At 37.6% G+C, this 25,912-nt stretch carries 29 protein-coding genes; 20 read left to right on the top strand and 9 right to left on the bottom strand.

Annotated features, from left to right (window positions below; all coding sequences use genetic code 11):
• Positions 1-125: 125 nt before the first annotated feature.
• The 3 genes from ACFX4R_RS09495 (at position 126) to madM (ending at position 2,389) form a co-directional block, all read left to right on the top strand.
• Positions 126-1,022, top strand: coding sequence for a LysR substrate-binding domain-containing protein (locus tag ACFX4R_RS09495; protein ID WP_162213625.1), 897 nt, complete (start codon positions 126-128; stop codon positions 1,020-1,022).
• Between the two features lie 195 nt (positions 1,023-1,217).
• Complete coding sequence (gene madL, locus ACFX4R_RS09490) at positions 1,218-1,631, top strand: malonate transporter subunit MadL (RefSeq protein WP_043980473.1); 414 nt, start codon at positions 1,218-1,220, stop codon at positions 1,629-1,631.
• On the top strand, positions 1,628-2,389 hold the full coding sequence (gene madM / locus ACFX4R_RS09485; protein ID WP_043980472.1) for a malonate transporter subunit MadM: 762 nt from the start codon (positions 1,628-1,630) through the stop codon (positions 2,387-2,389). Before madL ends, madM begins: the two co-directional genes overlap by 4 nt.
• A gap of 96 nt (positions 2,390-2,485) precedes the next feature.
• Here madM and ACFX4R_RS09480 read toward each other — a convergent pair whose 3' ends face one another.
• Complete coding sequence (locus tag ACFX4R_RS09480; protein WP_043980471.1) at positions 2,486-3,151, bottom strand: TerC family protein; 666 nt, start codon at positions 3,149-3,151, stop codon at positions 2,486-2,488.
• A gap of 360 nt (positions 3,152-3,511) precedes the next feature.
• Between ACFX4R_RS09480 and mecA the strand changes: the two genes are divergently transcribed.
• The 4 genes from mecA to pepF all read left to right on the top strand — a co-directional run bounded on the left by mecA (position 3,512) and on the right by pepF (position 9,206).
• On the top strand, positions 3,512-4,192 hold the full coding sequence (gene mecA, locus ACFX4R_RS09475) for an adaptor protein MecA (RefSeq protein WP_013055427.1): 681 nt from the start codon (positions 3,512-3,514) through the stop codon (positions 4,190-4,192).
• A gap of 214 nt (positions 4,193-4,406) precedes the next feature.
• Positions 4,407-5,924 (top strand): cardiolipin synthase, encoded by a 1,518-nt coding sequence (gene cls, locus ACFX4R_RS09470; RefSeq protein ID WP_013081764.1) that lies wholly within the window; start codon positions 4,407-4,409, stop codon positions 5,922-5,924.
• A gap of 119 nt (positions 5,925-6,043) precedes the next feature.
• Positions 6,044-7,225 (top strand): competence protein CoiA, encoded by a 1,182-nt coding sequence (locus ACFX4R_RS09465; protein WP_043980469.1) that lies wholly within the window; start codon positions 6,044-6,046, stop codon positions 7,223-7,225.
• A gap of 163 nt (positions 7,226-7,388) precedes the next feature.
• Positions 7,389-9,206 carry an oligoendopeptidase F gene (gene pepF, locus ACFX4R_RS09460; RefSeq protein ID WP_028407481.1) on the top strand — a complete coding sequence of 606 codons (1,818 nt, stop codon included), beginning with the start codon at positions 7,389-7,391 and terminating at the stop codon, positions 9,204-9,206.
• A gap of 505 nt (positions 9,207-9,711) precedes the next feature.
• Here pepF and ACFX4R_RS09455 read toward each other — a convergent pair.
• The 4 genes from ACFX4R_RS09455 to ACFX4R_RS09440 all read right to left on the bottom strand — a co-directional run bounded on the left by ACFX4R_RS09455 (position 9,712) and on the right by ACFX4R_RS09440 (position 12,571).
• A complete protein-coding gene (locus ACFX4R_RS09455) occupies positions 9,712-10,563 on the bottom strand; it encodes a ClpXP adapter SpxH family protein (protein ID WP_013081767.1) in 852 nt (283 codons plus the stop codon).
• 26 nt (positions 10,564-10,589) lie between these two features.
• Positions 10,590-11,000, bottom strand: a complete 411-nt coding sequence (locus tag ACFX4R_RS09450; protein WP_043980467.1) for a globin domain-containing protein — start codon at positions 10,998-11,000, stop codon at positions 10,590-10,592.
• A 286-nt stretch (positions 11,001-11,286) separates the two neighbouring features.
• Positions 11,287-11,976: a lytic transglycosylase domain-containing protein gene (locus ACFX4R_RS09445; RefSeq protein WP_028407483.1), complete on the bottom strand. Its 690-nt coding sequence runs from the start codon at positions 11,974-11,976 to the stop codon at positions 11,287-11,289.
• A gap of 4 nt (positions 11,977-11,980) precedes the next feature.
• Positions 11,981-12,571: a CYTH domain-containing protein gene (locus ACFX4R_RS09440; protein ID WP_377569422.1), complete on the bottom strand. Its 591-nt coding sequence runs from the start codon at positions 12,569-12,571 to the stop codon at positions 11,981-11,983.
• Between the two features lie 216 nt (positions 12,572-12,787).
• Between ACFX4R_RS09440 and ACFX4R_RS09435 the strand changes: the two genes are divergently transcribed.
• From ACFX4R_RS09435 to ACFX4R_RS09420, 4 genes are all read left to right on the top strand, one after another.
• Positions 12,788-13,174, top strand: a complete 387-nt coding sequence (locus ACFX4R_RS09435; protein ID WP_028407485.1) for a UPF0738 family protein — start codon at positions 12,788-12,790, stop codon at positions 13,172-13,174.
• 27 nt (positions 13,175-13,201) lie between these two features.
• On the top strand, positions 13,202-13,837 hold the full coding sequence (gene yjbM / locus ACFX4R_RS09430) for a GTP diphosphokinase (protein ID WP_028407486.1): 636 nt from the start codon (positions 13,202-13,204) through the stop codon (positions 13,835-13,837).
• 61 nt (positions 13,838-13,898) lie between these two features.
• Entirely contained in the window at positions 13,899-14,696 is a 798-nt protein-coding gene (locus ACFX4R_RS09425) for an NAD kinase (RefSeq protein ID WP_025749877.1), read from the top strand.
• 14 nt (positions 14,697-14,710) lie between these two features.
• Positions 14,711-15,619: an RluA family pseudouridine synthase gene (locus ACFX4R_RS09420; protein ID WP_013081773.1), complete on the top strand. Its 909-nt coding sequence runs from the start codon at positions 14,711-14,713 to the stop codon at positions 15,617-15,619.
• Between the two features lie 18 nt (positions 15,620-15,637).
• On the opposite strand, the gene prpE is transcribed toward ACFX4R_RS09420, so the two are convergent.
• Positions 15,638-16,378 carry a bis(5'-nucleosyl)-tetraphosphatase PrpE gene (gene prpE / locus ACFX4R_RS09415; RefSeq protein WP_043980458.1) on the bottom strand — a complete coding sequence of 247 codons (741 nt, stop codon included), beginning with the start codon at positions 16,376-16,378 and terminating at the stop codon, positions 15,638-15,640.
• 177 nt (positions 16,379-16,555) lie between these two features.
• On the opposite strand from prpE, the gene mgtE reads away from it, so the two are divergent.
• The 4 genes from mgtE (at position 16,556) to ACFX4R_RS09395 (ending at position 21,292) form a co-directional block, all read left to right on the top strand.
• Positions 16,556-17,932: a magnesium transporter gene (gene mgtE / locus ACFX4R_RS09410; RefSeq protein ID WP_043980456.1), complete on the top strand. Its 1,377-nt coding sequence runs from the start codon at positions 16,556-16,558 to the stop codon at positions 17,930-17,932.
• A gap of 158 nt (positions 17,933-18,090) precedes the next feature.
• A complete protein-coding gene (locus tag ACFX4R_RS09405) occupies positions 18,091-19,950 on the top strand; it encodes a monovalent cation:proton antiporter family protein (protein WP_323618416.1) in 1,860 nt (619 codons plus the stop codon).
• A gap of 416 nt (positions 19,951-20,366) precedes the next feature.
• Positions 20,367-20,879, top strand: a complete 513-nt coding sequence (locus tag ACFX4R_RS09400; RefSeq protein ID WP_043980452.1) for a CotO family spore coat protein — start codon at positions 20,367-20,369, stop codon at positions 20,877-20,879.
• Positions 20,880-20,956: 77 nt separating this feature from the next.
• Entirely contained in the window at positions 20,957-21,292 is a 336-nt protein-coding gene (locus ACFX4R_RS09395) for a DUF1360 domain-containing protein (RefSeq protein ID WP_035334808.1), read from the top strand.
• Positions 21,293-21,339: 47 nt separating this feature from the next.
• Here the strand turns inward: ACFX4R_RS09395 and ACFX4R_RS09390 are convergent, their stop codons facing one another.
• The gene (locus tag ACFX4R_RS09390; RefSeq protein ID WP_043980444.1) at positions 21,340-22,173 is read right to left on the bottom strand and encodes an OmpH family outer membrane protein; all 834 of its coding nucleotides are present in this window, start codon (positions 22,171-22,173) and stop codon (positions 21,340-21,342) included.
• Between the two features lie 140 nt (positions 22,174-22,313).
• Complete coding sequence (locus ACFX4R_RS09385) at positions 22,314-23,051, bottom strand: BMQ_0737 family morphogenetic spore coat protein (protein ID WP_377569420.1); 738 nt, start codon at positions 23,049-23,051, stop codon at positions 22,314-22,316.
• 261 nt (positions 23,052-23,312) lie between these two features.
• On the opposite strand from ACFX4R_RS09385, the gene ACFX4R_RS09380 reads away from it, so the two are divergent.
• The 5 genes from ACFX4R_RS09380 (at position 23,313) to spoVIF (ending at position 24,786) form a co-directional block, all read left to right on the top strand.
• Positions 23,313-23,699, top strand: coding sequence for a hypothetical protein (locus tag ACFX4R_RS09380; RefSeq protein WP_323618420.1), 387 nt, complete (start codon positions 23,313-23,315; stop codon positions 23,697-23,699).
• A 67-nt stretch (positions 23,700-23,766) separates the two neighbouring features.
• Complete coding sequence (locus ACFX4R_RS09375; RefSeq protein WP_377569418.1) at positions 23,767-23,943, top strand: hypothetical protein; 177 nt, start codon at positions 23,767-23,769, stop codon at positions 23,941-23,943.
• A 62-nt stretch (positions 23,944-24,005) separates the two neighbouring features.
• Positions 24,006-24,185 (top strand): hypothetical protein, encoded by a 180-nt coding sequence (locus tag ACFX4R_RS09370; RefSeq protein WP_043980438.1) that lies wholly within the window; start codon positions 24,006-24,008, stop codon positions 24,183-24,185.
• 87 nt (positions 24,186-24,272) lie between these two features.
• Positions 24,273-24,395 (top strand): YjcZ family sporulation protein, encoded by a 123-nt coding sequence (locus ACFX4R_RS09365; RefSeq protein ID WP_013055448.1) that lies wholly within the window; start codon positions 24,273-24,275, stop codon positions 24,393-24,395.
• Positions 24,396-24,528: 133 nt separating this feature from the next.
• Positions 24,529-24,786, top strand: a complete 258-nt coding sequence (gene spoVIF, locus ACFX4R_RS09360) for a sporulation-specific transcription regulator SpoVIF (protein WP_013055449.1) — start codon at positions 24,529-24,531, stop codon at positions 24,784-24,786.
• Positions 24,787-24,833: 47 nt separating this feature from the next.
• Here spoVIF and ACFX4R_RS09355 read toward each other — a convergent pair whose 3' ends face one another.
• Positions 24,834-25,622: a M48 family metallopeptidase gene (locus ACFX4R_RS09355; RefSeq protein ID WP_377569416.1), complete on the bottom strand. Its 789-nt coding sequence runs from the start codon at positions 25,620-25,622 to the stop codon at positions 24,834-24,836.
• Positions 25,623-25,912: the final 290 nt, after the last annotated feature.

Raw genomic sequence — 25,912 nt, 5'->3', positions numbered from 1 at the left:
TAAGCAGCAGGGAGCCAAAGGGCCTCTGCTGCTTATTTTTTGTCGAAATAGCAGGGAAAATGAAGTATATATGTAATTAGTAAAGAAAGAGAGTATTTAAACATATAAAAGTGGTGGTGAACGGATTGGAGCTTTTACAGCTAAAATATTTCCAAGTAGTTGCTAGACTAGAACATATAAGTAAAGCGGCCGAAGAGCTATACGTATCTCAGCCTGCGCTCAGCAAAACGATTTCACAGTTAGAAAAAGAGCTAGGCATTCGTTTGTTTGATCGAAACGGTAAATACATTAAATTAAATCGATATGGCAAAGCATTCTGTGCCAAAGTAGAACTTGCTTTAAAAACATTGGAAAACGCAAAGCACGAGCTAAAGGATATGTCGAACGACCCATGTGAAGAAATTCGCCTTGTTGTATTAGCTAGTTCACATTTGCTTCCAGAGCTATTAAGCAGGTTTCGTGAACAATATCCTCAGGTGCGTTTTCGACTGATGCAGCATTTGACTAATAGCAATTCACAGCCTGATTTCGATTTATGCATTTCAGCTTTTCCATTAACAACCCGTCAGATCGAACATACTCCTTTGCTTCGTGAATCGATTTTGCTTGCAGTGCCTCTTGATCATCCTTTAGCCAAGCAATCACGTGTAAAGTTAAATGAACTTAAAAATGAGAAATTCATTGTGCTGAAGAAAGGGAAAGAGCTAAGGAAAATAACGGATGTAATTTGTAAGGAACAGAATTTTGTACCTCAAATTACGTTTGAAAGCGATGATCCAGCAACAGTAAGAGGTTTGATTAGAGCGAAGCAAGGAATAGGTTTTATTCCTGAAGTAACTTGGGGAGGTTCTACAGGAAAAGATGTAAAACTGCTGAAAATTGAAGAGGAAACATTTGAACGTACTATCTTTTTAGCTTGGAACAATGGAGGCTATGTGACGGATTTACAACAAATCTTCAGGCAGTTTGTGATTGATTATTTTAAACATTTACGCTCCGGTATGCCTCATGAATACGTATAAGAATCATGACTAAATGTCATGATTTTTATTTCTTTTTCGAATAAATCTAAAGTTAACAGTAGAGAAAAACTGTATTATATCACTTTTGATATAAGTATATAACTAAAAATGCATAGGTTATTCAACTTTTTTCCTTTACACTATTTTTAAACCATAAAGTAAACGCTTTCGAAAATAGGTTGGGGAGGAAGTAATATGATAATCTTCGGTGTAGCGCTGCTATCTATTTGCATGTTGATAGGGGTAATTGTAGGGGACGCATTAGGAGGGCTGATGGGAGTAGAAGCCAACGTTGGAGGAGTAGGGGTATCCATGCTTCTTCTTGTACTAGCGGTGGATTATTTAAAGAAGAAAAATAAGCTCCAAGTAAAATCCGAAGAAGGCATTGCTTTTTGGGGAGGTATTTATATTCCTATCGTGGTAGCAATGTCTGCACAGCAAAATGTTGTAGCTGCTCTTGATGGAGGAGGCATGGCGCTTCTTGCAGGGGTGGTAGTAGTCGTAGGAGGCTTTTTATCCATACCATTTATCAGCAGAATAGGAGAGAAAGCGAAGGTGAAAGAACAAGAAATAGAGCTTTCTATTTTACCTAAGGAGCAGATCAAATGATGAATATGATCAAAGAAGGATTAGAAAATAACGGGCTGATTACGGCATTTGCTATTATTGGGATTGTCATGTATATTGCTTATTTTTTATCAGATAAATTAACAAAAGGAAGAGTTCACGGATCTGCTATTGCTATTATGTTTGGGTTAATCCTTGCTTATATCGGTGGAGTGAACACAGGAGGAGAGAAAGGAATTTCTGATATACAGTTATTTTCAGGAATTGGTTTAATGGGCGGAGGGATGCTGCGAGATTTTGCCATTATTGCTACTGCGTTCGGCGCCAATTTTAGTGAAATGAAAAAAACGGGAATCAGCGGAATTACGGCCTTGTTTTTTGGGGTTTTCTATTCTTTTGTAATAGGTGTAATTATTGCTCTTTGTTTTGGATATAGAGATCCCGTTGCTTTGACCACAATCGGAGGAGGAGCCGTAACCTATATTGTGGGGCCGGTCTCTGGAACTGCGATTGGAGCCTCTTCTGATATTATCGCGTTAAGTATAGCTGTAGGATTAATTAAATCCATTTCAGTTATGATTTTGACACCGATATTTGCTAAGAAAATCAAATTAAACAACCCTCGTACAGCAATGATCTATGGAGGGGTTATGGGGACGACGAGCGGTGTAGCAGCTGGTTTAGCCGCGACAGATGTAAAACTTGTACCTTACGGAGCCATGACAGCTACATTTTATACAGGTCTTGGTTGCTTACTCGTACCATCTATTCTTTTTTTACTCACAGAGATTATTTTTTAAGTGTACAAAGTGTTTTATGAATAAAAGACTGCTGTGCTCATTAAACTAAAGAAAAGGCCATACTAAATAAAAATGTTTAGTATGGCCTTTTCTTTATCATTTAGTTGAACGAAAGCTATTAACAACCATGCCGCTTATCAGCACAACAGCAATTGTTATAAACGGAATAAATGTTCCTAGAGATGTATGGGCTGCAAAGAATGAATGTAAGTTCTTTTCATGTCCAATCATATTTCCAGCAGTATAAGCTAAAATAGCTGCTCCCCCATAAACGAGCAGGGGAAATCGTTCCATCAAATATAAAATAAGCTTGCTTCCCCAAACAATAATGGGGACGGATACGAGTAATCCGGTAACGACCAAGATAATATTTCCATGAGCTGCGCCTGCTACAGCTATTACATTATCTAGTCCCATTACAATATCAGCAAATACGATCGTTCTTACAGCGGCGCCTAATGTCACGCCTGCACGGATTGAAGATGCATCATCACCTTCTGATACAAGAAGCTTAAAGGCAATGATCACTAATAAAAAACCGCCGATGAGCTGCAAGTAAGGAATAGTTAGTAAATAAACAGCTAAAATAGTAAGTACAATCCGAACGATCACAGCTAAGCCAGTCCCTAAAAAAATAGCTTTATTTCGCTGATATTCAGGTAAGTTGCGGCTTGCTAAGGCAATAACAATAGCGTTGTCTCCACCTAATACAATATCGATACCGATAATAAGAAGAATGGAGGTTATTAATTCTAAATCCAATAGTCTTCCCTCCCAATATGTAAGGATAAGTAGCTCATATTGCTTTATCTGTGTTCATTTTTAACAAAAAGCGTTCATAGGGTAAAGAGATTATGTATATAACAAAGTAAGGTGTAAGGTGGCTATGAGTTGTCAGAGTATTTTTTATTTCCTTTCTTTCGCATTTTGTCATAAAATAGATATACAAGGTTCACTCAAATAGTGTATGCTTGTATATCCCAAGTTAGAATGCTTTACAAAGTGAGAAAGTACATGTAATATTGCTTTAACACGGGGGTAAAATAGTCCCTTCATCGTTTAGGGGTAATGTTCGAAATGGCCGGATTACCTTCACTGATTTTTCCGAAGGGAGAGATGATAATGGAAATCGAACGCATTAATGAAAACACAGTAAAATTCTTTGTCACTTACGTAGATATTGAAGAACGTGGATTTGATCGCAATGAAATTTGGTTTAGCCGTGAGCGCAGTGAAGAGCTATTCTGGGAGATGATGGACGAAATTCATCAAGAAGAAGAGTTTGTAGCAGAAGGTCCTCTTTGGATTCAAGTACATGCGCTTGAGAAGGGGCTAGAGGTTATTGTAACAAGAGCACAAGTTTCAAAAGACGGTCAAAAGTTCGAAGTACCTGTTGGTGAAAATGATAAAATCGATATCCCTGTAGATGGAAAAATTGAAGCGTTGCTTGATCATCAAGCGAATCAAAATAAAAAAGCTGATTTTGAAGAAGAAATTATAGAAGACGAAGGGCTACAGTTCGTCGCACGCTTTCAAGACTTAGAACATTTAATTTCCTTAAGTCACCATTTAGAGTTAGATGATATCATCAACAGCATGTACGTGTTTGAAGGAAAATATTATTTATACGTTGAGTTTACAGATGATGAAGACTTTGTAGCTGAAATTGATAACATTTTAAGTATCATTTTAGAATATGCAAATGAATCAAATGTAACAGTTCATCGTTTAATGGAATATGGAAAAGAATTAATCAGTGAAAATGCACTTGAACAAGTAAAGCAGTATTTTCCTTTACGATAATAGCAGCCGATTTCATGTATATGAAATCGGTCTTTGTTTTGCCCTCTTTTTTGGAAATGCCCTCCGCTCATATCGAACAATTTAGGTGGAAAAAGCAGGCGGCTGGTTCCTACACGGGAAAGTGTAGTGTTAAAATAACAAGTTTGAGGATAATAACGGTATAGAGACCTGTTATTAATGATGAAAGATTGGTTTTAGGATAGGTGAAAACAAGTTGAAAAATAGATTACAGCTTTTAATTTTTGTTATTGGTATTATTGCTTTGCTTTATTTTACAAAAGGATATTGGGACGGTAAATTTATTGGCGTGCTAAGTATCTTAATTACGATTAGTGTTGTTTTCATCGGTCTTGTTATTTCATTAGAAAACCGTCATCCAACTCAAACGCTAACGTGGCTCGTAGTATTAGGCGGTTTCCCGGTAATAGGGTTCTTTTTTTATTTATTATTTGGACGCAATACGCGAAAACGGCGTTTATTTGCTAAAAAAGCAAAGCTGGATGAACAGGTGCTTTTAAAGATGGAAAGAGATTCCGGTATATTAGAAAATCACTTTGAACAGTTGGGTACCAGTAGAAAGCAAATGCTGAAGCTAGCCGTCAGGCTTGGCAAGAGTCCAATTTCTTTTTCATCAGATACGCGCGCATTGACGAATGGAAAAGAGACGTTTCACGAAATTATGGAATCATTAAAGCATGCAAGGCATCATATCCACTTAGAGTATTACATCGTACGACATGATCACTTAGGAGAACAAATTAAAGATATTTTAATTCAGAAGGTACAAGAAGGAGTTTATGTACGTTTCTTGTACGATGCCGTGGGCAGTTTTCAGCTTTCACCGCATTATATTCACGAGTTAAGAAACGCGGGCGTAGAAATGATTCCATTCTTGCCGGTCAGACTGCCATTTCTCAATAATAAAATCAACTTCCGTAATCATCGTAAAATTGTAGTCATTGATGGAACAATTGGATTTGTAGGAGGTTTGAACATTGGTGATGAATATCTCGGGAAAAGTCGGCATTTTGGCTTTTGGAGAGATACCCATTTGATGGTGAAGGGTGAGGCAGTTCGTTCATTGCAGCTTATTTTTTTGCAGGACTGGTATTATATGACGGGTCAGACGATGCTTACTCAAACGTATCTATCACCGGATTTAATTGACATTGATATGGAAAAGTGCGGCGGTGTTCAAATGATTGCCGGCGGACCAGACCGTGAGTGGGAAATTATCAAACACTTATTTTTTTCGATGATTACGTCTGCGAAAGAGTCCATTTGGATTGCTTCTCCCTACTTCATACCTGATGAAGATATTTTTACTTCCCTCAAAGTAGCTGCTCTAAGCGGTATAGATGTAAGGCTTCTTGTACCTCAGAAGCCCGATAAAAAAATTGTTTTTCATGCATCACGCTCTTATTTTCCGGAGCTGCTAGAAGCAGGTGTGAAAATTTACGAGTATAAAAAAGGATTTATGCACAGCAAGATTGTGATTGTTGATAGAGAAATTGCCTCTATTGGAACAGCTAACATGGATATGAGAAGCTTTCATTTGAATTTTGAAGTAAATGCTTTTTTATATCGCACAGCTAGTACTCAAAAGCTCGTATATGAATATATGCAAGATTTAGAAGAAACGAGTGAGCTTCACTTTAAAGACTTTGAAAAGCGGCCATTTATACAGCGGCTATTTGAGTCAACAGCTCGTTTGCTTTCACCGCTATTATAATCGCTGTAAACCACATTGCGTACGGTGCAATGTGGTTTTTTTCTGAAAGAAAAGGGTTTAGTAGAAAGGTGTCGAATACAAGAATATAGCTCGCTATTATAGGAAGGAGAAATGTACGATTGTTAGTTGCCCAAACAGAAGAAGGCCTCATTTCACTAGCTCAGCGCTTTTCGCTTGAACAGCTTAAGCTGTGGAAAAAAGAAAAGCAGTTCTACTGTCCCTCTTGTCAATCCCCTGTACAGTTAAAGGTAGGTACAAAAAAAATCCCTCATTTTGCGCACCTGAAAAAAACGTGCGTCGCTCAGCATGAAGGTGAAACAGATTATCATCTCGACGGAAAACGAAAGCTGTTTCACTGGTTTAGTTCTCATCTTGAAGTCGAGTTAGAAAGTTATCTTCCTGACATTATGCAGCGTCCAGATCTTCTTGTAGATACGCCCTCGCAAAAATATGCAATCGAATTTCAATGTGCTTCCTTATCTTCCTCAGCGCTAACCAAACGTTCTATTCATTATGAGAAAGGAAATTATATGCCCCTTTGGATTATGGGGGCAAAAAGAATGAAGCGCTTATCCACTTATATGTATCAACTTTCTTTTCAAGAGTGGCAGTTTCTTACTCTTTCCGATTATACGCCCACACTTCTTTATTTTTCACCTTCTACTAATCAACTGTTGAAACTTGAACATCTTATTCCTTTTTCATCTCAGATTTGTTATGCACAGCTTGTCGTGCTCTCTCCTTACGAGCATACCTTTCATGATCTTTTTTCTACACATACACAACCTCAATTTTTCTCTTCGTGGATAAAGAAAAAGAAGGCATGGAGAACGCATTATATCCTTTATCCTAATCAGAAGCTTCAGCCTTTTTTACACGCTCTTTATGAAAAAAATATTCCTCCCTCCCATATTCCAGCAGAAGCAGGCATGCCGCTGCCTTCTTTATACATGGTTGAAACGTCTGCTACTGTATGGCAAACGTGGCTGCTTCTCGATTTAATGCAGCACAAGCAAGTAGGGGATTTAGTTACAGAAAAAGAGTTAGGCCGGCTATGGCTCAACAGAATTCATAAGAGGCATATTGTATTTCGGTCTTTGCCAATGGCCCCTGTTGCTGTGGAACAGCCCCTGTTTGAGTATATAGAGGTATTATGCCGGCTAGGGATGCTAACGTATATAACTTCTGGGTTATACAAAATCAGAAGGCCCTACACGATTCCAAAGCAAACATCTGATGCTTTTTTAGAAGATGGACAAATGATGAAAAGGTGGTTAAATCAAGCAAAAGAAGTGACATAATCACTGAAAATCAGTACGCTTAAGAAAGAATCCTTTTTTCAAAAGCGTACTGACTTTTGATTAATTCTTTTAAAACAACATACAATAACGAAAGAAATAAAAAGGATTCGCCTTAGAAAAAGCGAACAGTTATAGACAGGTAGAAAAAGATGGAGGGATGACCATGAGTGAACAATCAAAAGTAAAAAAGTTACCAAGTAGAAGCGAGATAAAAGTAGAAGATACGTGGAAACTAGAGGATATTTTTGCTTCAGATGACGCATGGGAAAAAGAATTTGAAGAAGTAAAAGCTCTTATTCCCCAAATGGAAAAATTCAAAGGGAAACTTGGAGAGTCCGCTCAAACTTTATACGACGCTCTTCAAGAGCAAGACGAGCTCACAATGCGCGTTAGTAAACTTTATACATATGCTCATATGCGCTACGATCAAGATACCACTAACTCTTTTTATCAAGGGTTAAATGATCGTATCAAAACACTTTATACCCAAATTGCAAGTGCACTATCGTATGTAACACCAGAAATTTTGTCTATTGAAGAATCAAAAATTAAACAATACATGGCGGAACATAAAGAGCTAAAGTTATATGCTCATGCATTAGATGAAATTACTCGCGAGCGTCCGCACATTTTATCAGAAAGCGAAGAAGCGCTTCTTGCTCAGGCTTCTGAAGTGCTAGGATCTTCAAGCAACACGTTTGGAATGCTAAACAACGCAGATTTAGAATTCCCTTCCATTAAAGATGAAAATGGAGAAGAAGTAGAAATTACGCACGGGCGCTATATTCGTTTCCTAGAAAGCAGCGATCGCCGCGTAAGAGAAGAAGCGTTTAAAGCGGTGTACGAAACGTACGGTAAATTTAAAAATACGTTTGCAAGTACGTTAAGCGGTACGGTGAAGAAAGATAATTTTAGTGCCCGCGTTCGTCACTATAATTCAGCTCGTCACTCAGCTCTTAGCACAAATAACATTCCAGAAGAAGTATACGATAACTTAGTTAAAACAGTGAACGATAATTTGCATTTATTGCATCGATATATTGATTTACGTAAGAAAGTATTGGGAATTGAAGAGCTTCATATGTATGATCTCTATACGCCTTTAGTAAAAGACGTAAAAATGGAAGTAACCTATGAAGAAGCAAAAGATTATATTTTAAAAGGCCTGAAACCGCTAGGTGAAGACTACCTTAACGTGTTAAAAGAAGGATTTGAAAACCGTTGGGTAGACGTTCATGAGAACAAAGGCAAGCGAAGCGGTGCTTATTCTTCAGGAACGTATGGCACCAATCCTTATATCTTAATGAACTGGCAGGATAATGTAAATAACTTGTTTACACTAGCCCATGAATTTGGCCATTCTGTACACAGTTATTACACAAGAAAAACGCAGCCATATCCTTACGGAGATTATTCAATCTTTGTGGCAGAAGTAGCTTCAACGTGTAATGAAGCGCTTCTAAACGATTATTTACTAAAAACGATTGATGATGAAAAGCAGCGCTTGTACTTACTTAATCATTATCTGGAAGGATTCCGCGGTACGGTATTCCGTCAAACGATGTTTGCTGAATTTGAGCACGATGTGCACGTGCGCGCTCAAAACGGAGAGCCGCTTACACCTGAATTATTAACAAAATTATATTATGACTTAAATAAAAAGTATTTTGGAGACAACTTAGTGATTGACGAAGAGATTGGATTAGAATGGGCTCGTATTCCGCATTTCTACTACAATTACTACGTTTATCAATATGCTACAGGATTCAGTGCAGCAGCGGCATTAAGCAAGCAAATCCTTGAAGAAGGAGATGCAGCTGTTGAGCGCTATGTAGGTTTCTTAAAGTCAGGAAGCTCTGATTATCCAATTGAAGTGTTGAAAAAAGCAGGAGTTGACATGACAACATCTCAGCCTATTGAAGAAGCGCTAGCTGTATTTGAAGAGAAATTAACGGAAATGGAACGTTTATTAAATCAATAAAATTAAAATGAAGCAGGAGCTGTATCCTGCTTCATTTTTTAAATCCTCGAAATTTGTTGTGATTGTTAAGCAATGTAAAAATAATAAGGATAGCTAAAAATAAGAGAGGGCCTGCGATAATGAGAGGGACAAGCTGCATAAGAGATAAAATATAGAATAAAAAAGAAACCAAAAGAATAACAACCCCTAGAGTAATTCCAGCAATTTTCATAGTTAACACCTCTATTAAAAGCATAATTGGTTGTACTATATGAGTGAATCTGGCTGTTTATGAAGTTTTTTTATAAAAAAGTGAATAAAATTAAAAAAAGGGGTTGCCAAAAGTCGACATAATTTGCTATAGTATTAATCGTGAAGTTTATCACAAAACAAACATATACCCCTTTGTTTGACCGTGAAAAATTTCTCCCATCCCCTTGTTGTCTTAAGACAAACGAAAAGACTTGGCGAAAGCCAAGTCTTTTTTGTTTAGTTAATGCTTAGGATAAGCATCAACATTTAATGATTAACAGCTCTTTTCAGTACTTCTCCAAAAGGTGCCGTATTTGACAGGAACTCTCTCAACCACTTGCTGAAGCTGAAGTTTTTTCAATTCCTTTTCAGCCTCTTCTAATGATAAACCATACACAACTGCAACTTCTTTTGAAGCAACAAATTGAAAATAGCTTAAAAATGAACGAAGAGGCGGAAGACAAGCTGGATCTGGGTCAATTTCTAACATCTCTTTAATGATGTGTACATATGTTTCGTACGAATAGTATCCTGATATCTTAATGCCTTCTTCTTCAACTTTTTCGTTGAAGAACACAAGAGTTGGAATCTCATCGACATCCATTTCCGATGTGATTTTTAAATCACATTGAAAGGCCTTCGCAGCATAATCTGAATGCAAATCTTTTACAAATTCATCAACATCTAGCCCCACATGTTTTGCACATTGTATTAAGACAGATTCTTCTGTAACATTTTGTTTTTCTAAAAATACTACTTCTTGAAGTCTTCTCAAAAAGCGAATGCCCTGTTTCTTTCCTTGCAGACCGGCCGCTTTAATCGCAATTGATGCAGCGTAAGGAGTATCGATTGGGTTTTCAAGCCACAGATTGCCGTCACATGACATACCTGATCGGCTTCCAGTTTTCTCCCACGATTTTGCAATATGTTCAAATTTCTGCTGTGCTCCAATATTTAATTGCTGTAAGTTTCCGCCAAGCACATGCTTGAGGGATAACAGCTGACCATATTCTATTTGTAACTTCTTTAGAATAGGCTCGAGTGCCCAGCATTCCGGGCAAAGAGGGTCAACAAATACATAGATTTCAAGCGGTTTTTTATTTGAACCTTGACAAAGCTGATGCAAGGATGGGTATTGGCTATTTAGGTTACTCAATGTGAAAATCCTTTCTCATCTGTCTGTTCCGGTGAATTAATCATGTGTTGGGCAGTTAAAATAAGACGATGATAAAGTGCATCTCTCTCAGGGCCTTCTAAATTAATTTCGTCCATTGCTTCATGCATACACGTCAGCCAGGCTTTGGCTCTTGACGGTGTAATTTCAAAAGGAAGATGCCTAGCTCGCAGCATAGGGTGACCATGCTCTTCAGTGTATAACGAAGGCCCTCCTAAATATTGTGTCAGAAATTGCTTTTGCTTTCGTGCTGTTTCTGTTAAATCATCAGGAAAAATTGGCGCGAGCTCAGGATGTTTTCCAACGCGTGTATAAAAAGCATCAACAAGTTTTGAAATCGTATGTTCACCGCCTAATAATTCGTAAGGGGAGTGGATTTTTTCTCTCATGTTGATAACTCCTTTGTTATAAGAAATATACGTCTTAACTCTTTGGTGTTTTTTACTTTCCTTAATTTTAGCAGTGTCATTTCGTTAACTCAAACTATCCGCTTACTTCTTCTACTGGAAAAGAGATAAAGTGGAATTTTACATAAGAAAAGTCTATGATGCTGTGGCGAATCACTAATTATGAGAAACAAAGGAATACTTTCACAAACGTTTCCTTCTATTTATATAGTGTAACCTCGGCAAACTACAGCCATTCCATGTTCAAGTGGCGAATGATTTGGCTCTTTTACACAAGATAAGAAGACATAATTTTATTTACATATTTTTGCGTTTCTTGAAAAGGAGGTACTCCGCCGTATTTATCAACATTACCTGGTCCAGCATTATAGGCCGCCAACGCTAATTTCACGTTTCCATTGTATTTATCTAACATTTGTCGAAGATATTTGGCTCCTCCAAATACATTTTGCTTGGAGTCGTACGGATCTTCTACACCAAGAGCTTTAGCGGTTGCTGGCATTAGCTGCATAAGCCCAGCCGCTCCTACAGAACTTTTGGCAGATGGATTAAAGTTTGATTCTTGTTTAATAACAGAACGAATAAGTTTAGGATCCAGCTGGTAGCGTGCAGCTGCTTCTGTAATGATCGTTTGTACATCCTGAGAACTGGCCTTTGCCGCTTCGTTTTTTTGTGCCGGTAAGGCAGCATTTGAAGCCGCTGCCTCACCTGAAGAAAAAACAGATGGCTCGGACTGCATTTGAACCGCCGTAGATGGAAACAACTGCGCTGCTTTCAAGTAAAGATTGGTACTCATTTGAGGCTCTTGATTGACATAGTCTTGAAAAAGCTGAGCAAATACAGAGAGTAAAGTTGTACCAAGCATCACGTTAGCTGTTGGCAGCTGGTTGTTAACTGAAAATGGCTGCGTTCCAGGAAATTGAACGGAAGACATGTACTTGTTAATATTCATGCTCATAAATTTATTCTCCATCCATTAACGTATACTTTCGCTTGTAAAACCGTCGAATTTTGTTTTCCGTTGGTTTCTTTTTAATATCAAGCTCCGTAAGCAATTGCTCAAAATGTTTTGCTCCTTCATTGGCCTCGGTTACTTCGTATTCAAGTTCATAATCTTCAGCACCTAGATAAAAGCTATGATCGAGTACAAGTAACCCGTTTTTATATGGAATTTCTGCTCGACTTGTACGCAAAGTGCCAAAATAAGTTAGCGCATGGCTATCGACTTGTAAATCAGTAATAAGCTGTTGAATTGTTGACGGAATCTTGGCGCTGCCATCTCGCAATTCTTTAGCTTGTTCATTTGTTAATGCTTCATGTGTTTCTAAAAGACCCTCTTGATGAGGCTGTTTGAGCGTGAGAACGGACTTATCTTTTTTGTTTCGAATTCGCAGGGCAGCCCCGCAGTCTTTTAATGAGAAAGCAGGTGTATCAAAATAGTGGTTTTCTTGAGAAACAAACTGATCTTCAGTTAGTTGAAAGTGTGAGCGGAGACGATCAAACTCTTCTTTCGTTACTATATTTTTAAATTCAATTTCAATTTCTTGTTTCAATGAAATCATCCTTTTAATTTAGGTCTTTTGGTAAGGCACTTTCCATCTTAATTTATCACACTTTTTGAGACAGTCAAACTACATTTCCTAACAGGAATATCCATATGGGGAACTTGGAAAATGAAGAAATACGGATTGTTTAGGTTTTACCTTTATTAAACGTTCCTGGAATGTGTTAAAATAGTAACGAATTGTATAGTTGGAAGGAGTTTATTTATGCACAATCGAATTGACATCACTACCTGTGTGATGAAATCAAATGAATTACACTTAAAAGCAGACCCTATTGAGACAAAAATTGAACAATTGGAAGATACAAAACAAATGCTTGTTGACTCAGATAACATGTCATTTGTATATGTTGTAGATATTAATGATCAATTTATGTATGTTGGCCTTAGTGACAATATTTGGGCGAATTTAAAGCACGTCTTACATAAAGATATGAAAGTATTTTTAGAAATTAATAAGGAAGTAATTGAGCTATCAGCCGTTAAAGAAGAGCTATCTTATCTCATCAGTAACATCGAAGGAAATGTGAATTATGGAGACGAGATGGTAGCAAGAGTAGAGGAAGTTTTTTTAGATAAAGAAAATAAGTAACAGAGAGAAAAGAGGGGGGTGTTATTAATGATCAGGCATTGGGATTTATTTTTAGCACCGTATAAACAAGCCGTTGAAGAACTTAAGGTGAAGTTAAAAGGAATTCGTTCACAGTATGATATGAAGTCTACGCATTCACCTATTGAGTTCGTGACGGGACGAGTAAAGCCTGTCGCCAGTATTTTGGATAAAGCGACTCGAAAAGGAATTTCTCTCGATCGCTTAGAGGAAGAGATGCAGGACATTGCGGGACTCCGTATGATGTGTCAATTTACGGACGATATTAAAGCGGTCGTAGAGCTCCTGCGTCAGCGCACAGACTTTGAATTGATTGAAGAAAGAGATTATATTCTTCATAAAAAAGAAAGCGGCTATCGTTCATATCATGTGGTCGTATGTTATCCTGTTCAAACAATTAAAGGTGAAAAGAAAATTTTAGTGGAAATTCAAATTCGTACACTGGCTATGAATTTTTGGGCTACAATTGAGCATTCTTTAAATTATAAGTACAGCGGGAAATTTCCTGAGAATATCAAAAAGCGACTTCAGCGTGCTTCTGAAGCGGCTACTCAGCTCGATGAAGAAATGTCTCAAATACGAGGTGAGATTCAAGAAGCTCAGGCTATTTTCTCACGAAAAAAAGAATCGGCGGAAGAATCTTAGGTATGACTCAGCAACAGCTTTGTACATTGGATGGATAGGGGGAGAGAATTAGGTGGAGAAAATAAAATTTGCTATTACATCAAAAGGCAACCAAATATCAAATACGCTTATGCAAAAAATGAAAACGTATTTATTAGATTTTCATTTAGAATATGATGAAAACCAGCCTGATATTGTAGTGTCAGTAGGAGGGGATGGAACGCTTCTCTACGCGTTTCACCGCTATCGAAACCGACTTGACAAGACGGCTTTTATTGGGGTTCATACCGGCCATTTAGGCTTTTACGCAGATTGGACACCTGATGAGATTGAGAAGCTGGTGATTGCTATTGCAAAGACACCCTATCAGACTGTAGAGTATCCACTGCTCGAAGTGATTATTCGCTACACCAACGGTGGACGCGAAGCTCGATACTTAGCTCTGAATGAATGTACGGTAAAAAGTGTAGAAGGTTCTTTAGTAATGGACGTGGAAATTAAAGGGCAGCGATTTGAAACCTTCCGAGGAGACGGCCTTTGCGTATCCACTCCCTCGGGAAGTACAGCTTACAACAAATCCCTTGGAGGCGCGATTTTACATCCTTCGCTTCAAGCTATTCAAATTGCTGAAATGGCTTCTATTAACAATCGAGTGTTCCGTACGATAGGTTCTCCATTGGTTCTTCCTGGACATCATACAGCGCTGTTAAAGCCTGTCAACGACGCAGACTTTCAAATTACCATTGATCATTTAACTCTTTTACATAAAGATGTAAAGTCGATTCAATTTCGGGTAGCAAGCGAAAAAATTCGATTTGCTCGCTTTCGTGCGTTTCCTTTCTGGCAGCGTGTCAGAGACTCTTTTGTATGTGATGATTAAAGGCAGGGAAGAGAATGAAACAAGTTTTTACGTTGAGTTGGACCGTAGATCATTCTTTCGAGGGTGTAGCGGTTCGTGAATTTTTAAAAGAACATGATATTTCGAAAGCTTCTCTGACGGACATTAAGTTCAGAGGAGGAGCAATTGAAGTAAATGGAAAGCATGCAACGGTTCGATATATTCTGCAAAAAGGTGACGAAATTAAGGTGGCGTTTCCACCAGAAAAAGCAAGTGAAAGTCTGCTTCCTAAAGCAATACCTTTGGATATTGTATACGAAGATGAGTATATATTAGTGTTGAATAAGCAGCCAAACATGCCAAGTATACCTTCTCGAGAACATCTAACGTGGTCACTAAGTAATGCTGTGCTTTATTATTATGAGAAAAATAACATTAACTCGACTGTTCATCTTGTAAATAGGTTGGACCGAGACACATCTGGGCTGCTTATTGTCGCTAAGCATAGGCACGTTCATTACTTATTCTCTAAAGCACAAAAAGAACATGAAATTAAACGTGTGTACCGAGCTTTTGTTCATGGGAAGCTTGTTGGCAAAGAAACGATAGAGGCACCGATTGGCCGAAAAGAGTCAAGTATCATCGAACGGGAAGTAAGAGAAGATGGGCAGTTTGCTATTACACACTATACGGCGCTTCGTCAGTATTCTTCTTTTACAGAAGTTGCTCTTTCGCTTGAGACGGGGAGAACTCACCAAATTCGTGTTCATATGGCTTATAAAGGATATCCACTGCTTGGAGATACCTTATATGGAGGAACGAATCATCTTATTTCTCGTCAAGCTCTTCACAGCTATGAGCTCACTTTTTTTCATCCTTTTTTACAAAAAACTTTGTCTTTTACAGCACCTTTGCCGCCAGATATGCAGAAACTTCAAATCGTAAAAGAAAGTCGCTTTTTTTAATGAAAAGCGACTTTCTTTTTACACGAAGTGATTAAATTTTTCCTCTACGTAAGGCATAGATGAAGGCACCGATATAATATTCCTTTCAGGATACTGAAACGCCGTTAAAGCCCCTCCAAAAACTGCGCCTGTATCAATATTAATGGTATTATGAATTTTTCTGGCTTTTACTACGGGTGTATGCCCATAAACGATAAACGGTTTTCCGTTATAATGTTTGGCCCAATCCCGTCGGACAGGCATGCCGTTTAGATGTTTTTCACCCGTAATGTCTCCATATAGCACAAAGGTTTTTACTTTTTTATCCGTTCTGCCGATGTATTCAGCTTTAAGACCGGCGTGAGCAATAATTAATTGGTTTTGATCAAGCTGCACATATAGAGGTGATTGTTCATAAAGCTCAATGAACTTTTTTTTAATGAATTTCTGTTCTCTTGAAGGTAAAGCTTCGTACTCGGCAACGGTCGTTTCTAATCCATGAGTAATTTGCACTTTGTTACCGCAAAAGAAGCGATATAGCTTATTGCAGTGATTGCCTGGACAGTAGTAAGCTTGCTGATGCTTTATTACAAGTGACCATACGAGCTCAATCACTTTTAGTGAATGAGGTCCTCGGTCTGTTAAATCACCTACAAATCCAAGGCGCCGTCCGTCAGAGTGGACAGGAATCCCGTCTTGCCATTCATACCCAAGTTTTTCTGTTAACGCTTTTAATTCATCATAGCAACCATGGATATCGCCTATTATATCTACTTTCATCTTTTATCCACATCCTTAAAAGGTTTTTCCTTTGACGATATAAAATTACCCTTATATGGAGCAAACTATGTGTAGAACTTATATATTATTGGGAAAAGAGTAAAGAGCTGTGAGTTGAAAAAAAACAAAATTCATCATAAAGTTAAATGAGTTTTGTGCGACAGGGAGGTTGAAGACATGACAGATTCAATTGAAAAAGAAGAAAAGGCATGGTTCGCCGAACATTTATTATCACTTTTAGAAAAAAATGAAATCGATGCATTTCGTGAAGAATTTTTACATATGCATACGTATGACCAAGCTCAATTTTTTGAAGAATTAGATGAGCCTTCTAGATTTGCGCTGTACGAGATGTTATCTCCGGAAGAAATGGCGGATATCTTTGAAAATGTAGAGATACGAGAAGAAGATTATCAAGAAATTCTCTCAGAGATGCATCCCAATTTTGCAGCAGACATGCTGTCGAAAATGTCGGCGGATGATGCCGTTGACGTCTTAAATGAATTGGATAAAGAACAAGTGGCGAGCTATTTAACGATTATGGATGAAGAAGCAGCCGATGAAATTAAAGAGCTGCTTCATTACGAGGAATATACCGCTGGAAGTATTATGACGACTGAATTTGTGGCCATTCGTGAAAATCAAACCGTACATTCAGCCATGCACATTCTACGCAGGGAAGCTCCAGAAGCGGAAACAATTTATTATGTATTTGTTATTGATGAACAAAAGCATCTAGCAGGTGTTATTTCTCTTCGTGATTTAATTATAGCAGATGAAGATACGATGATAAGCGAAGTTATGAATGAACGAGTCGTATCCGTATCAGTAGCAGAAGACCAAGAAGAAGTTGCGCGTATTATGCGCGATTACAACTTTCTTGCGCTTCCAGTTGTTGATTTTCAGCAGCATCTTCTCGGGATTATTACGGTTGATGATGTGATGGATGTTCTTGATGAAGAGGCATCGGATGACTATTCTAAATTAGCCGGTATTAGTGATGTAGATGATACGATTGACCACAATCCTTTAGTAGCGGCCAAAAAGAGGCTGCCTTGGCTTATCATTTTGCTGTTTTTAGGAATGATGACAGCGAGTTTAATTGGACGTTTTGAAGATACTTTGAATCAAGTAGCTATTTTAGCTGTATTTATACCTTTGATCGGCGGTATGGCTGGTAATACAGGAACACAGGCACTAGCCGTTGCGGTTCGCGGACTAGCGACGGGAGAAATCGAAGAAGAAAGCAAATTTAAGCTGTTAATGCGAGAAGCAGCTACCGGAATGATTACGGGCGCATCATGCGGACTTTTAGTTGTATTAATTGTTTATATTTGGCAAGGAGATCTTATTTTAGGCGCTTTGGTAGGCGTGTCTGTATTTTCAACATTGATTGTGGCTACACTTGCAGGAGCGTTTATCCCGCTTCTCATGCACAGGTTCAAAATTGACCCTGCAGTCGCATCAGGACCATTTATTACAACGATCAATGATCTTATCAGTATTTTAATTTACTTCGGTCTAGCGACAACATTTATGAGTTATTTAAAATAATGAAGGGACTTTAGAATTCGGCATGAGTAATCATGTCGGATTTTCATTATCAGTTCATATAGTTGACAGAGAACCTTCAAGCTTTTATGATTAACCTTTAATTTTGAATACTAACGTCTTCGTTTTATAAATAGCGAAGGTAAAAGGAGGGGAATCTAATGGAACAGCACGCGTCCTTTACATCACTTGTTATCGTCATTAGTTTGGCCTTTTTAACGCCTATACTGTTACATCGGTTTAAACTCAACATTATACCTGTAGTCGTAGCTGAAATTATTATGGGATTAATTATAGGGAAAAGTGGTTTTGACCTTGTGGAGCAGGATATGTGGCTTGAAACACTTTCCACTCTAGGCTTTATCTTTTTGATGTTTTTAAGTGGTTTAGAAATTGATTTTTCTGCTTTTGCTGGAGGAAATTCAAAAGACAAAAAGGCATCAGGAGCGAAGGTGCCAAATGCTTTTTCCATTTCTATACTAGTGTTTGCAGCTATCTTTGCGGTTTCACTATTTTTGTCCTATGTTTTTGTATGGACAGGTTTTATTGATAATGCCTTTTTGATGACGCTTATTATTTCTACCATTTCACTAGGAGTAGTAGTGCCGACATTAAAGGATGCACAGATTATGAAAAAGCCGATTGGACAAACCATTTTATTGATTGCGGTTATTGCGGACTTAGTCACGATGATTTTACTAGCCGTATTTGCTTCCGTCTATGATAAATCAGGAGATAGCAATACATGGTTGATTTTAATTTTATTTGGAGTAGGAGTGATTTTATACTTCATAGGGAAGCAGTTTAAAAACCGATCGTTTCTTGAAACAATGTCTAAAGGTACAATTCAAATCGACACGCGCGCCGTATTTGCACTCATTATCATTCTGGTGGGCCTTTCGGAGTCGATTGGTGTTGAAAACATTTTAGGCGCGTTTTTAGCGGGATCACTCGTTTCTCTTCTAGCTCCTAACAAAAACTTAGTTCATAAATTAGATTCGTTTGGCTATGGATTTTTAATTCCTATCTTTTTTGTGATGGTAGGAGTGAAGCTTGATGTTTGGTCATTGTTCAGTGATAAAAAAGTGCTGATATTAATGCCTTTATTATTTATTGCATTGTTGATATCCAAGCTAGTCCCAGCGTTAATCTTAAGAAAATGGTATGATATGAAAACCGTTTTGGCATCGGGTTTTCTTTTAACATCGACTTTATCACTCGTTATTGCGGCAGCAACGGTGGGTGAAAATATTGGTGTTATTGATTCGCAAATGTCCGGTGCGCTGATTTTGGTGGCGATTATTACCTGTATTATTACACCTATTATCTTTAGAAAACTGTTTCCAAAGCCAGAAATCAGTGACAGAAAGCTGAAGGTTAATATGCTCGGTGCAAATCAATTTACACTCCCGGTTATTCGAGAAATGGACCTTGATTTATATGATGTTACGATTTATCATCCTACTCAGGACAAAATTGAAAACCGTACGTCGGATTCCATTTTTAATATCGTCGACATCGATGGATATAATAAGGAAACTTTAATGCGTATGGGGATTTTAGATGCGGATGTATTAGTTGTAACAACAGGGGAAGAAGAAAGAAATAGCGACATTGCTCTATTTGCAAAAAAATATGGTGCAGAACGGGTTATTGCCCGCGTAGAAAGTCCTGTATTAGATGAAAAGATGAAAGAAAATAACATTGAAGTTTTTTCTGTGCTGTTATCTACGACTGCATTGCTAAAAGCTTTAATCGAATCGCCAAATATTTTAAATATCTTAACGAATCAAGAAACAGCACTTTATCAAATTAATATGCGTAACCCTAAATACGAGGGGGTAGAGCTTCGTAAGTTCCCATTTACAGGAGATGTGATTTTTGTTCGAATCTTTAGAGGCAAAGATTCCATTGTACCTCATGGCGATACAGAGCTTGAATTTGATGATCGTTTGATTGTAACGGGGTCTCGTTCGTATGTGAATGAATTGCGTATGCTTCTTGAGTATAAAATTAGATAAAGGTATCTAGGTAGGTTTAGTTTTCTATGTTATTGAATGAGAGAAAGAGGCTGGGACAAAATTATTTTAGCTGAAGTGAAAAACGAACCACTGATCAAAATGTTTGATTAGTGGTTCGTTTTTTTTGTTGTTTTGAAAATAAGTTTCATCGGCCGCCCGCGGAAAGCGAAGTCTTGCACGGAAATCAACTGCGGTGTAACAAGCGGTTCAGCTCATGTGTCCCATTTGTGCGTCTTTAGATTGAATTAATTTCGTTATGTCTCAACCTCTTTTATTGTGTTTTCTCAAATGCTGGAAATAAAAGGACAGCGCTGCTTTTGGTGTTAAAAAGGCTACCGCAAAAAAATAAACAAGTTTTTCCGTGTTCAAGCATACATTTTTAAAAGAACGATAACAAGCAATTGGAGGTATGCTTCATGACTAACTCAAAATCTAAGTCAGAAGAAAACGAGCCGCTAATGTACATTGTCCAGCCAAACGCTACGCAAAATCAGCGTTCTATGCAATATTATTTTAGTTCAAAACAGCAAGACAATAAAGGAATAGATAAAGAGCACGTGTTAAAAGAAGAGCCCAGCTTTTCTTCCATTCAAGAAGTCAAAGAGCCTGACGTAGAAAAAGTGGAAGCGATTAAGCAAGAAAAAGAGGAAGAGCGTTCAATTGTTCCCGTGGATATACCGCAATCAGAGACTAAAAAGCCAAATAAAATGTTTCAGTCTATGACGATTAAAGAAAAAGTTGATTTTCTATGCAGTTTCCCGCCTCATATGTCTCAGCCAATTTGTGAAATTACGTGTCAAAACCAAAAATATATAGGAACAATTTTAGAATTAAAAGAAGGAAGTTTATACGTGAGCGTTCCTCCTAATAAAGAGAAAACAGTATTGACATTTCATGATATTCAGACCATATCTATCATTAAAATTTAAGTAACTCTAAAAGCTAACAGTGAAGAAGCACGTTAGCTTTTATTTTCATAAGTTTGTGAATGCACGGAGGAATGAAAATGACATGGATTTATCTAACATTATTTGTCTTTGCAACATTTCGACTTACTCGTCTAATTGTTTTTGATAAAATCACAGCGTTTATTCGTAAACCGTTTCATAAAATTGTAGAAGATCAAGATGAACAAGGAAACACGGTAACTTATCTAGAGATAAAAGGGAAGGGACTGCAAAAGTGGATTGGAGAGCTGCTCAGCTGTTATTGGTGTACGGGCATATGGTGTGCGGTAGGGATTTATTTTAGTTATGTAGCGTTCCCGCATATTGCTATTCCTATCATTACAATCTTAGCTATTGCAGGATGTGCAGGAATTATAGAATCATTTATGAAATAAATGGACGAGTTAAAAGACATATTGAACATCAATATGTCTTTTAATAATTAAGGGAAATTTAGCACTACTTTATTAAAAAAAGGGATGCCTTCTTGCCACTCTTCGCTATAAAAAAAGCCTTCTAGAATAAATGAAGTCGTATCAGAGGACAGGGGAATGACTACTTGAAAAGAGTCAAATAGTAATTTGTCTTTTGGCCTTAATACGGTTTGCTTAATAGGTTTGATCCAATATTCACCGTCATTTTGAATTTTTTCGTTCCATTTTGGATGAGCATAGCGCCATTCTAAAGAAGAAGAGGGGATACTGGAAACTTCAATGTCTTTTTCATCAATGATCTTCCCGCTTAATATAGCCGAAGCAGTGGGTTTCATTTTTAAGCAAAGCACCGGAGAGCGTAAAGTACTGCTCGTTTGATTTTGAATAATTACGTTGCCGAATATCGTCAGCTCGCTTTCATCTTGTTCTGGCAGCAGTATAGAATGTTGAAAGAAACAGAGGATATCACTCTTTTCGAACCTTTCCACAGGTTTCTCCACAATTTTTTCGATTACTTTTTCCACGATCTTTTCTTCAATAACGGGCTGTTTTCTCGAGGCTTTTTCCCGAAATGCTTCTGCAATAATTTTTTGTTCAGAAAGCTCGTTTCTTAGTAAATCCAGCTCTTTTTCTAATCCTTCAATTTCTACTTCTTTTTCAGATGTAGAAAGCGTCTCAGCGTGTTTTTTCTTCCAAAACGATGTATTTTCTTTTTCTCGTTCTAAAGCTCGTTCATAGCTTTTTAATTGGTTTTGTACGTGCCGAATTTCCGATTTATAGTGAATGAGCTTTTGTTTTAATTGTGTTAAATCATCTTTAGGGGAAGGGGAGTTACGACTCATCTAGTAGTCTCCTTTCCTGCTGAGCTATGAATTAAGTTTGTAAACCTGAGCTGCCCACAGCAGTTTTATTTATATGTATGCACAAAGCTTGTAAACGATGAAAAAAGAGGAGAAATATTCTCCTCTGGCTTTTTATCTCGTTAATCAAAGTCGTGAAGGTCGAAGTCTGACTCTACGTCGTCTCCATCATAATCATCGTGATGTGGCTTTCCAGGAAAAATAGCATCACATTGAGGTGGATATTCAATAGGTGAGCAGCTGCTTGTGGAAATGATTTCAGGGCGAGGGTAGCAGAAGCTTCCCTCTACTTCAACTTTTACATCTTTTTCAATTTGGACACTTAGGCACAATACAAGATCAAAACTTAGTTGCTGTAAGTGACAATCTGATAATCTGAGAGAACCATCAGTTCCTTCAAAAGATTCAAGGTGTACAACAGGCTCTGTTCCTTCCGGAGCGCATAAATAGAATGTCTGATGTATTTTCCAAGGAATAACGCTAGATTCAACCTCATCGTGTTTGTGATGTCCACTCAATTCAATTAACTTAACTCGGTAAAAGCCGCTAATTGATAATTTTACTTCATGAAGAACAACAACTTCTCCATCTGGTAACACAATTTTTTTAGGTCTGCGACCACCGTGTGGCACAAGCTCAATCACGTTATCAAGTGCGTCTTCATCTGAAGGATCTACAGGGTGACCTTCACTATCTGTTAAAACAATTTCCACTTCTACGTCATGGCCCAAATCTTTAAGTGCTTCTTCTTTAAATAATGAAGTATCATTCGTAAAGATTTGTGGTAAAACAACTTGACGTCTAACCCAGTCGTACACTTTAGGCACGCGGATACATAATGATTCAAAAAGTTCTGCCATTTTTAAACCTCCTAATTGTAATTGTCCTTCCTTTACGCTTTTTATTACTAGGTATCGGACTACTATAGTGTATGAATGACCTGCTTTTATGTTCCTTAGTAAAAGCGGAATTTATCGGAATAAATTCTAGTTGGAGCGAGCATAAAAAATGAAGGAAATAATAAACTCAATTACAGCATATTCATGTTAATAAAAAGTGTTATTCATCTTTAACTGATTTTTTAGAAGCTGTGGGTTATTTATAATGGAGGAGTGAAGGGCATGAGTGAGGAAAAAACGAAAAAATATATTGCTTCATTGAAGTCGGAGTTGGCTTTTTATAAAGAAGAATATCAAAAATTCAAGCACCAAGAATTTGAATATGAAGATATTAAGGAAGAGTTAGTGGAATTACAGCAAAAGCATGAAGACGAAAAAAGAAAACTAGAGGAAAAAATAGATTGGCTGAAAGCATGCGTTAATGAACAAAAATCAAAAACCGAACAGTCCATTGTACAGTACAATCATCAAGCTCAAGGCACCGTTCAAGAACTGCAAAATCGGCTGCGTGAAGTGGCAGAGCAAAGGGGAGGAGAAAGGCCAAGAGTAAGGAAACCAAAAAACAGCACGGATTTATTTTTGTCCCTGCAGCGCAAAATGGACAAATAAGATAGAACGTCTTTCTTTAGTCCTGAATATAATGTTATAGATAGGATGCTGTGAAAAGGAGGGAAACATGATGTATTATTATTATAATTATAATCCTAATCAATACCCTCAGCCCCTGCCTTATCATCCACAACCAATGACAAAACAATCGGTAAAGAAAGGGCAGTCTATTCCTAAGCCAGTCCAGTACCCTTCTCCAAAACAAGGTGGTTGCGGCTGTGGTTCAAAGTTACCAAAGCGATAAGCAATAGAAGCATTGTCACTCGGACAATGCTTTTTTACATTAGAGTGGAGAGAGGTGTAGAGATGCCGGATTTTTTCGATGAATTTGAACGTTTTTTTGAACAGCATATGATGGGAGAACATAGAAAGAGAATGAACGAAGTAGAAAAAGCAGAAAAGCAGATGGAACAGCAGGAGGGGAAACTGCAGCAAAATGTAAAAAGAATTGATGAGCAAGATGCTGAAGATCCTTTTGGACAATGAAATTTAATGTACACAGTTGAAAAGCCCATACAAAATCATTTGAGTGAACATACAGTATAGAGAGTAAAACAGAGGGGGTGTAATATTATGGGCTGCGGATTTGGCTACGGTGGTTGTGGTTACGGTGGTGGCTACGGCGGTGGTTTTGCGTTAATCGTTGTATTATTCATTCTATTAATTATTGTTGGTTGTGTTTGCTTTTACAATTAATCCCTTCTATGAATAAGGCACCGAAAAGTGCGGGTGAAGTTTCACTCGCACTTTATTTTTTTATTAAATGTAAAGGGCACCATCTAGGCACATGGTGCATACGATGAAGTATAAATAAAGGAGGTCATGCAAAATGGATAATAATATGTTTAAAAATATAGAAAAGAAAACAGGCGTTAATATGAAGGATATTTTTGAACTTGCGAATTCTGTACAAAATGCTAATTTTAAAGATGAGCAAACGGTGCGTAATATTGTGAAGCGAGTAGCACAAATTGCGAATAAGCCAATTTCAAAACAAAAAGAAGAACAAATTGTTAAGGCGATTGCAAACAATAATCAATCCATTGATTTTGCGACCATCGCTAAAATGCTAAATGAGAAAAAATAATTTAATGTTTTTATATAAAGCCCTGACGTGTCAGGGCTTTTTTCTATTTATGCAATTTCATTTGTTTGAAATGCGTTAGAATCAAGATCAAACAGTTCCGGATGCTGTGCTAAGTAATTAATTTCTTTAATACGATGAGCGAGAGGGGGGTGAGTTGAAGTAGCTTGAGTCAACCACATAAAAAAACCTTTTTCCTGTGAGTGCGTATGAACAAATTCCTCCTGATTTACTTTTTTATTTAGACAATGACCAACCGCAAGTATAGTGAGTGCTTGAGTGGCAGCTTTTGCATCCCCAATCGCAACGGAAGCTATGCGATCACACATATATTCACAGGCCCTAGAGTAAGCTTTTCCTAAAAAAGGAACCCAAAGAGCAGGTAGAATAAGTGAGTGGTAGAGTGTATGCTTACGTTTGATATGAACTAATTCGTGGGCAATAATAAAAGAAAGTTCTTTTTCTTGATTATCTTCAATCATTTCAACAATGTCGGAGTATAAAACGACAAAGTGACGTCCAAAAAAACGTGTAGCAAACGCGTTTAACAAGCCGCCTGATTGAACAATATAAATATCGGGCAGCTCTAAATCCAGCTCTGAAGATAAATGTTTTGCCTGATGATAAGTGTGCGGGAACTGCTTCTCTGTCAATCTAACTCCATTATTGCGAATTTGAGCAATAGAGAAACCGTGGAGTATAAATGTAATTAAAAAACCGATTATAAGATAAATAATACCAACGAGTGAAATAATTAAAAAGAAATAGGTTAATAAGCTGATAACAATACACAGAATAAAAAAAATCTTTTCATTTTCATGAATAAGCTTTGCGTTCAATAATGGAGCCCCCTAAAATATAGTAGTACAGTACATAACGTAGTGTAACGCATCCACTTATGAATATCTACCTCTTAGTGGAATATTTGGTTAATAATAGATGGTGAGAATATTAGTTATGGACGCTAGCTTGAAGTAAGATAAAGAGGTTGAAACATAACTACAGGAATCCAATTTAAAGACAAACAATCTGGATACATGATCTGGACTGCTTCCTCGACCGCTGTTGCTTTCTGCGGGGGCTCATCTGTCCTCGCAGGAGTCTTCGCCTTGCCCTTCAACCAACAGCT

The sequence above is a fragment of the Priestia sp. YIM B13490 genome, from assembly GCF_042787735.1.
Classification (GTDB): Bacteria; Bacillota; Bacilli; order Bacillales; family Bacillaceae_H; genus Priestia; species Priestia megaterium.
This window is presented reverse-complemented; position numbering and strand designations above follow the sequence as displayed.

Excerpts from the sequence above, each read along its gene's own strand:
- madL (WP_043980473.1), top strand. The coding sequence starts at position 1,218 with ATGATAATCTTCGGTGTAGCGCTGCTATCTATTTGCATGTTGATAGGG.
- madM (WP_043980472.1), top strand. The coding sequence starts at position 1,628 with ATGATGAATATGATCAAAGAAGGATTAGAAAATAACGGGCTGATTACG.
- mecA (WP_013055427.1), top strand. The coding sequence starts at position 3,512 with ATGGAAATCGAACGCATTAATGAAAACACAGTAAAATTCTTTGTCACT.
- pepF (WP_028407481.1), top strand. The coding sequence starts at position 7,389 with ATGAGTGAACAATCAAAAGTAAAAAAGTTACCAAGTAGAAGCGAGATA.
- ACFX4R_RS09450 (WP_043980467.1), bottom strand. The coding sequence starts at position 11,000 with ATGAGAGAAAAAATCCACTCCCCTTACGAATTATTAGGCGGTGAACAT.
- ACFX4R_RS09445 (WP_028407483.1), bottom strand. The coding sequence starts at position 11,976 with ATGAGCATGAATATTAACAAGTACATGTCTTCCGTTCAATTTCCTGGA.
- ACFX4R_RS09435 (WP_028407485.1), top strand. The coding sequence starts at position 12,788 with ATGCACAATCGAATTGACATCACTACCTGTGTGATGAAATCAAATGAA.
- yjbM (WP_028407486.1), top strand. The coding sequence starts at position 13,202 with ATGATCAGGCATTGGGATTTATTTTTAGCACCGTATAAACAAGCCGTT.
- ACFX4R_RS09420 (WP_013081773.1), top strand. The coding sequence starts at position 14,711 with ATGAAACAAGTTTTTACGTTGAGTTGGACCGTAGATCATTCTTTCGAG.
- prpE (WP_043980458.1), bottom strand. The coding sequence starts at position 16,378 with ATGAAAGTAGATATAATAGGCGATATCCATGGTTGCTATGATGAATTA.
- mgtE (WP_043980456.1), top strand. The coding sequence starts at position 16,556 with ATGACAGATTCAATTGAAAAAGAAGAAAAGGCATGGTTCGCCGAACAT.
- ACFX4R_RS09405 (WP_323618416.1), top strand. The coding sequence starts at position 18,091 with ATGGAACAGCACGCGTCCTTTACATCACTTGTTATCGTCATTAGTTTG.
- ACFX4R_RS09400 (WP_043980452.1), top strand. The coding sequence starts at position 20,367 with ATGACTAACTCAAAATCTAAGTCAGAAGAAAACGAGCCGCTAATGTAC.
- ACFX4R_RS09395 (WP_035334808.1), top strand. The coding sequence starts at position 20,957 with ATGACATGGATTTATCTAACATTATTTGTCTTTGCAACATTTCGACTT.
- ACFX4R_RS09390 (WP_043980444.1), bottom strand. The coding sequence starts at position 22,173 with ATGAGTCGTAACTCCCCTTCCCCTAAAGATGATTTAACACAATTAAAA.
- ACFX4R_RS09385 (WP_377569420.1), bottom strand. The coding sequence starts at position 23,051 with ATGGCAGAACTTTTTGAATCATTATGTATCCGCGTGCCTAAAGTGTAC.
- ACFX4R_RS09380 (WP_323618420.1), top strand. The coding sequence starts at position 23,313 with ATGAGTGAGGAAAAAACGAAAAAATATATTGCTTCATTGAAGTCGGAG.
- ACFX4R_RS09375 (WP_377569418.1), top strand. The coding sequence starts at position 23,767 with ATGATGTATTATTATTATAATTATAATCCTAATCAATACCCTCAGCCC.
- ACFX4R_RS09370 (WP_043980438.1), top strand. The coding sequence starts at position 24,006 with ATGCCGGATTTTTTCGATGAATTTGAACGTTTTTTTGAACAGCATATG.
- ACFX4R_RS09365 (WP_013055448.1), top strand. The coding sequence starts at position 24,273 with ATGGGCTGCGGATTTGGCTACGGTGGTTGTGGTTACGGTGGTGGCTAC.
- spoVIF (WP_013055449.1), top strand. The coding sequence starts at position 24,529 with ATGGATAATAATATGTTTAAAAATATAGAAAAGAAAACAGGCGTTAAT.